The sequence below is a fragment of the Trebonia sp. genome (genome assembly GCF_049794275.1).
Classification (GTDB): Bacteria; Actinomycetota; Actinomycetes; order Streptosporangiales; family Streptosporangiaceae; genus Trebonia.
The window spans coordinates 1-6,791 of the sequence record NZ_JBARCR010000913.1 but is presented as its reverse complement, the minus strand read 5'-3'; the positions used below and the strand labels follow the sequence as shown (position 1 = coordinate 6,791).

5 protein-coding genes and 2 pseudogenes are annotated in these 6,791 nt (G+C 70.6%); 5 read left to right on the top strand and 2 right to left on the bottom strand.

Annotation, left to right across the window (positions count from 1 at the left end; translation table 11 throughout):
- A partial coding sequence (locus tag WA805_RS23545) for an MMPL family transporter (RefSeq protein WP_425243421.1) occupies window positions 1-423 on the top strand: 423 nt, incomplete at its 5' end.
- A gap of 55 nt (window positions 424-478) precedes the next feature.
- Here WA805_RS23545 and WA805_RS23540 read toward each other — a convergent pair.
- On the bottom strand, window positions 479-1,186 hold the full coding sequence (locus tag WA805_RS23540) for a PP2C family protein-serine/threonine phosphatase (RefSeq protein WP_424561648.1): 708 nt from the start codon (window positions 1,184-1,186) through the stop codon (window positions 479-481).
- Here WA805_RS23540 and WA805_RS23535 point away from each other — a divergent pair.
- Both WA805_RS23535 and WA805_RS23530 read left to right on the top strand, forming a co-directional pair.
- Window positions 1,070-2,068 (top strand): annotated as a pseudogene (locus WA805_RS23535) (LLM class flavin-dependent oxidoreductase); the annotation flags it as partial. The gene WA805_RS23540 and the pseudogene WA805_RS23535 overlap by 117 nt on opposite strands.
- A 317-nt stretch (window positions 2,069-2,385) precedes the next feature.
- A pseudogene (locus WA805_RS23530) lies at window positions 2,386-2,661 on the top strand (NAD(P)H-dependent oxidoreductase); the annotation flags it as partial.
- 141 nt (window positions 2,662-2,802) lie between these two features.
- On the opposite strand, the gene WA805_RS23525 reads toward WA805_RS23530, so the two are convergent.
- A complete protein-coding gene (locus tag WA805_RS23525) occupies window positions 2,803-4,431 on the bottom strand; it encodes a phytoene desaturase family protein (protein ID WP_425243420.1) in 1,629 nt (542 codons plus the stop codon).
- A 140-nt stretch (window positions 4,432-4,571) separates the two neighbouring features.
- Here WA805_RS23525 and WA805_RS23520 point away from each other — a divergent pair, with 140 nt between their 5' ends.
- Window positions 4,572-5,465 (top strand): lysozyme inhibitor LprI family protein, encoded by an 894-nt coding sequence (locus WA805_RS23520; RefSeq protein WP_422288910.1) that lies wholly within the window; start codon window positions 4,572-4,574, stop codon window positions 5,463-5,465.
- A gap of 127 nt (window positions 5,466-5,592) precedes the next feature.
- Window positions 5,593-6,791 (top strand): LLM class flavin-dependent oxidoreductase (locus WA805_RS23515; protein WP_425243419.1); only part of this gene is annotated, 1,199 nt, incomplete at its 3' end.

The window sequence follows — 6,791 nt, the reverse complement described above, 5'->3', positions numbered from 1 at the left end:
CACGTGTTCAACTTCGGCGGCGCCGACACGTCGTTCCCGCTGTTCGTGTTCGTCTTCCTGGTCGCGCTCGGCATCGACTACAACATCTTCCTGATGACGCGGGTGCGCGAAGAAGCGCAGCGGCACGGGCCCCGCACTGGCGCGCTGACCGGCCTGGCAGCGACCGGCGGCGTGATCACCTCGGCGGGCTGCGTGCTGGCCGGCACGTTCGCGGTGCTCGGCACGCTGCCGGTCACGTTCCTGACCGAGCTGGGCTTCGCGGTGGCGTTCGGGGTGCTGCTCGACACGATCGTTGTCCGCTCGGTGCTCGTGACGGCGCTGAACCTGGACCTGGGCCGGTGGGTCTGGTGGCCGAGCCACCTGGCCCGCCAGCCGGCGCCGGAGGCGGAAACCCTGACCGGAGAGCCGGCCGGGGTCCCGTAGGCGCGGGCCGCGCGCTGTGGGATGCGGGCGCCGCGGGGGCGCCCGCATCCCAGCGTCAGCCAGCGACGTCGACGACGATCACGGTGGTGTTGTCGTGCCCGCCCGCTTCGTCGGCCGCGGCCACCAGCGTCGCGGCCGCCTGCTGCGGGTCGCCGGCGAGCAGCAGCGGCAGGATCTCCTCGTCCGTCAGCTCGCCGGTCAGGCCGTCGGAGCACACCAGGTAGCGATCGCCGGCGAGGGGCGGCAGCAGCCAGTGATCCGGCCGCACCACGAAATCGCTGCCCAGGGCGCGGGTGACGATGTTGCGCCGCGGGTGGATGCGCGCCTGCTCCGGCGTGATCGCGCCCGACAGGACCAGTTCCTGCACCTCTGAATGGTCCACGGTGAGCTGGCTGAACTGATCGCCCGCCAGCCGGTAGACGCGCGAGTCGCCGACGTTGAACACCATCACCTGGGAGCCGGCCTGCGTGACCAGGGACGCCAGGCCCGTGACGGTCGTGCCCATGCGGTGCGCCTCGTCGCGCCCGATGACCGCGCGGTTGGCCTCGTCGAGCGCTGCGAGCACCGCGTCCACCGACAGCGGGCCGCCGCGCGCGTACCGCGCCAGCACGTCGATCGCGACCGCGCTCGCCACTTCGCCGGCGTCATGCCCGCCCATCCCGTCGGCCACCGCGAAGATCGGCGGCGCGGCGAGATAACTATCTTCGTTGACCCGGCGGACGCGGCCGGTGGAGGTGGCGGCGCCATGAAAGAACCGGGTCATTGCCGCAGTATGACAGAGGACTTGAACCTTTGCGCAACCAAAGTCCGTGGAGAATGGTGGCTGGCCGGGAGGCGGCTCCGTACGTTCCGAATAAAAGAAAGAAGGGCACGCATGCCAGAGCCGGGTGACGCACTGCAGAAACTCGGCTTTCTGACCATCGGCCTGTTCGACGGCCACAATCCTCGCCTGGGACACGAGGTCACGCTCGACATGATCTCGCTCGGGGAACGGCTCGGTTTTGACAGCGCGTGGGTGCGGCACCGGCACCTGCAGTTCGGCATCTCCTCGCCGGTCGCCGTGCTCGCGGCCGCGGCGCAGCGCACGTCGCGGATCGAGCTCGGCACCGCGGTGATCCCGCTCGGCTGGGAGAACCCGCTGCGGCTCGCGGAGGACCTGGCCACCGTGGACGTACTGTCCGGCGGGCGGCTCAACCCCGGGGTGAGCACCGGGGCGCCGCGGCACTGGGACGACGTGCGCGGCGCGCTGTACCCCGGCTCCGGCGAGGCTGAGGACTTCTCCTACGAGCGCGTGGCGCGGCTGCTGCGGTTCGTCGCCGGGGAACCGGCCGTGACGTTCCTCGGGACCGAGGGGTTCGAGCAGTTCTCCGACCGGGTGGAGCCGCACTCACCGGGACTGCGGTCCCGGATGTGGTACGGCGGCGCTTCACTCGCGTCGGCACGGTGGGCCGGGGAGCACGCGATGAACTTCCTCACGTCGAGCGTGGTCCGGGCCGAAGAGCCGGAGGACTTCGCCGCGGTGCAGCTGTCGCATATCCGGGCGTTCCGCGAAGCGCACCCGGCGGGGCAAGCGGCGCGGGTGTCGCAGGGGCTCGTCGTCATCCCGACCGACAGCGCGACGGCGGCGCAGCGTGCCAAGTACGCGGCGTACGTCGCGGCGCGGACACCTCGCACGGCCGCGCCTCTCGGGCCGGAGCGGATGATGTTCGCGCGGGACCTGATCGGCTCGTCGGGGGAGATAGCGGATTCCCTGTACGCGCACGCCGCGTTCCGCGAGGTAACCGAGGTGGCGTTCGCGCTGCCGTTCACCCTCGAGTGGGACGATTACACGCAGATCCTCACCGACATCGCGGAAAAGCTGGGGCCTGCCCTCGGCTGGCAGCCGCGGTCCTGGTTACCGGAGGTGCGCGGGTGCCGCGGCTGCTCGTTGTCCACCACACGTCCTCGCCCGCGCTGCGGGCGATGCTCGAATCTGTCGTGGCGGGCGCGCGTGACCCGGAGCTCGCCGAGGCGGGGATCGACGTCGTGGTCTCCCCGGCGCTGGCCGCGACCGTTCCCGACGTGCTGGCCGCGGACGCGTTCGTGCTCGGCACGCCGGCGAACATCGGCTACATGTCCGGCGCGCTCAAGCATTTCTTCGACCAGGTCTACTACCCGTGCCTCGACGCCAAGGCCGGGGCGCCCTACGGGCTCTACGTGCACGGGGCCAGCGACACCACGGGCGCGGTGCGCGCGGTGACATCCATCGCGTCCGGGCTCGGCTGGGCGGAAGTGGTCAGCCCGGTCGTGGCGATCGGGCCGGTGGGCAAGGACGTGGAACGACAGTGTTACGAGCTTGGCGCGACGGTAGCCGCGAACCTCGCGGGCTTACCCTCGGGGTTAGCTCGGGGGCCACGTCGGCGGCGCGCTCAGCACCTCGGCTGGGTCGTGACCCAGGTCGTGCAGCAGCACGATGGCGGCGTTCCGGCCCGGCGCGCCGGTGATCGAGCCGCCGGGGTGGGTGGTCGCGCCGGTCTGGTACAGGCCGGGGATCGGCATCCGGTGCGACGCCCAGCCCGGCACCGGGCGCAGCGCCCCGGATTGCGCCACGCCGCGGTCGCCGCCGTGGAACGCGCCGTGCACCATATGCAGGTTCAGCTGCTCGTAGTCCGCGGGCGACTTGACGAGCCGCGCGTCGATGACGTCGTCGGTGAACTCGGGGGCGAACCTCCGCAGGTGGTCAAGCTGGCGAGCCGCATGCTCCTGCTTGACCGCGTCCCAGCCGGGCAGGCCGGGCGGTCCGGGCAGCTCGTAGACCTGCTGGCTGAGCAGCTTGACGGTGTGCTTCCCCTGTGGCGCCCGGCTCGGATCCGCCAGGGTCGGCGTCGCCACCAGCAGCCAGGGCACGTCCGTGACGAACCGGCCCGCCCGCAGGTCCTGGCCCAGCCGGATGATGTCCTCAGGCCACCCGGTGGTCCCGGCCGACACGGCGGTGTGCCTGCCGCCGTCGTTGCTCAGGAACACCGGCGGCGCGCTGGTCGCCAGGTAGACGCCGAACCCGGGGATGCCGACGTCGTAGGTATCCACCGAGTAGTGGAACTCCTCCGGCCACGACGCGGCCGGCGCCATGTCCCGCAGCTGGGTGACGTGAATGGTGGACAGCACCGCCCTGGCCGCCCGGTACTGCCGGCCGCCGGCCGTCTCCACCCCGGTGCAACGGCCGCCGTCCGCGCCGCCCGCGCCGTCGAGCAGCAGCCGGGTGACGCGCTCCCCGCAGCGCACCGTGCCGCCGTGGTCTTCCAGGTACCTGGTCAGCGCGGAGACGAGCTGGCCTGAGCCGCCGGCGATGATCGACCAGCTGCGCTGCTGACGGCCGAAGATCAGCGAGTAGGCGAGCACGCCAGAGCCGGGCGCGTCGACCGCCTGGTTGGTCTGGAAGGCCATCCAGAGCATGAACGCCTGGACCCGCCGGTCCCTGAACTCGTGCCTGATCACGTCCCACGCGGACAGCTGGCGGCGGCGCTGCCACACCCTTCCCCGCGGATGTTCGGCGAGCCTCGCATCGAGCGAAGGGCCGAAGCCCACCGGGGTGAACTGTGACCCGCTGAACGCCGACTTCACCTCGTCGTACTCGTCGAGCAGCCGCTGGTACGCGGCGGCGTCGGCCTTATCGAAGCGGGCGATCTCCGCCACGGTGCGGTCCCTGTCGAGCCACATGGTGAGCTGCTCGCCGTCGGGGAACGCCACGTGCGCGACCGGGTCGGGGTCGATGTAGCGCAGCCCGTAGTGCGAGATCAGCCCGAGCTCGTCGCCGGTCAGCAGCGGGTTGACCCGGATCAGCGTGTGGCCGGTCGCGCACGTGTCGATGCCGTAGCCGGGCAGCAGGAGCTCTTCTGTGGTGCAGCCGCCGCCGGGCACCGGCCGCGCGTCGAGCACCAGGCACCGGTACCCCGCCTTCGCTAGATAGCAGGCGGCGATCAGGCTGTTGTGCCCGGCGCCCGCAACCACGAAGTCCGCATCGGCGTCCATACTCTGATTGTTTCCGCGCCGACCGGGGCGCCTTAGCCGGGTGCCATTTCTTGACCGAATTGTCACCATAGGTCCGTAACACACCTGGTTACCGCCTTGCTACGCTCGCCCCGGCCACATCACACGGACGGGGAATCCGGATGCACGGCACCAGACTCGCGGTACTGACCATGTCCGCTATCGCGGTCGGCGTCCTCGCCGGCTGCAGCAGTTCGACCAGCTCGGCCAGCGGAGCCGCCACCCAGAGCGCCCCGGCATCGGGCAGCGCCAGCAGCACGCCGCCGGCGTCGGCCGCGACGCCAGCGGTGGCGTTCGCGCCAATCGTGGAACCGTTCGACCCCGGCCATCCGGCCCGTGCCGTCACCACCCCGGCGAGCTGCGGCAGCCTGGGCACCACCCTCGCCATCGAGAAGTGCTACGAGGACAAGGCTGAGACCTGGGACGCGCAGATCGACCTGGTACAGCAGAACCGGTACCAGAGCGCCTCTTTGGCCCAGCAGACTGCCATCGGCGACGACGACACCGCGTGGCTCGAAGCCAGGCAGACGGTCTGTGCCAGGGCGTACCAGACGAGCGGCACCATCGACGGGATCAACATCGCGGCCTGCCTGCTCGACGAGAGCACCGCCAGGCTGCTCGGCCTGCGGGGCACGGTTCCGCCCGAGGCGGTACTCAAGTCCACCGACAGCACCAGCCTCAGCGATGTGGCCTGGTACACCACGCCCGAAGGCTCCAGGATCGGCCTGATCGACACGCAGGGCGACTCTACCGGTGGCGTCATCATGGCCTGGGTGGTCATCGGCGGCTGGCAGGGCTTCGTGGTCAACCCGGCCCAGTTCTTCTTCAGCGACGGCGCCTTCACCGACAAGGGGGTCCTCCAGCCCCCCGCCGCCGCCACCGGTTACCGGGTGGCGGCCGGCGCCCAGTACCAGTTCACCGTCGACTACAGCCACCTCAGCTCCGACCCGAACTCGGCTAAGGGCAGCGGCGGCTTCGTCTACGCGCCTGGCAACCCGGTCGCCGTCTGGCGGTAGTGACGCGACGACAACGCGGTAATGACCCGGTAATGACGCGGCAATACGGGGATTGCGGCCACTGGCCGGCCTGTGGTCCGCTGATAGGGCGACGACGCCCTGTCGCCTGACGGCGGGAGGAACACACATGAAGGTCAGCCTGTTTGAGCAGGTGCCATACCGCTACATTCCTTACGACTACGGGGACCATAACAGCTCGGTCGTGACCGCGCCGTACGAGGTCGTCGACCCGGACCGCATGCACGAATCGATCTTCTCCGCGTACGCCGAACTGCTGCACGGGGTGCGGTCCGGCTTCGACGGCATCGTGATGACCGAGCACAGCCAGTCCTCGTACGACGTCTCGCCGAACCCGACCCTGCTCGCCTCGGCCGTGGCCTGCGCGGCGCAGGCCGAGGGCTTCGACCCGGCGATCGCGATACTCGGCCGCTCGCTCGGCAAGACCCGCGAGCCGCTGAAGATCGCCGAGGAGTACGCGCTGCTCGACTGCATCAGCGGCGGCCGGCTGATCGCCGGCTTCCCCGTCGGGCTCAGCTACGACGCGAACCTCAACGCCTCCCTCCCCGCGATCGAGACCCGCGACCGCGCCCGCGAGCATCGCGAGCTGATCCTCAAGGCGTGGACCTCGCCCCGCCCCTTCCCCTGGAACGGCCGCTTCGAGAAGTACGGCGCGGTGAACATCTGGCCGCGGCCCATCCAGCAGCCGCACCCGCCGGTCTGGATCCCCGGCACCGGCTCACCGGGAACGTTGCGGGACATCCTCAGCAACGACTACGCGTTCGTGTACCTGAGCTGGGACGGCCCGAAGCTCGTCGGGCGCCACGTGTTCGACCGCTACTGGACCATGGCGGAGGAGATGGGCCGGGACCGCAACCCGTACCGGCTGGCCTTCCTCCAGGTGGTCGCCGTCGCCGAGACCGACGAGCGAGCGGAGCAGGAGTACGCCAGCCACCTCATGTCGCTGTACCACTCCGGCCTCGGCGCGATTCCTGGCACCGCCATGGCAGTGCCCGGCTACGCCGAGCCCGCCGCCATCGAGGCCATGCTGCGGGGCGGGGGACCCGACGGGATGCTCGCGCGGATGCGGACCGCGACCTTCAAGGACATCGTCGACAGCCAGGTCGCGATCGTCGGCAGCCCGGCGACGGTCGCCGACCAGCTCGAGGCGTTCGTCCGCGAGTTCCGGATCGGCAACCTGCTGGTGATGCTGCAGAACGGCTCGATGCCGCGCGCGCTGACCGAGAAGAACATCTCGCTGTTCACCGCGGAGGTGCTGCCGCGGCTGCGGCCGATCTGGGACGACGAGGGCTGGCAGCACCACTGGTG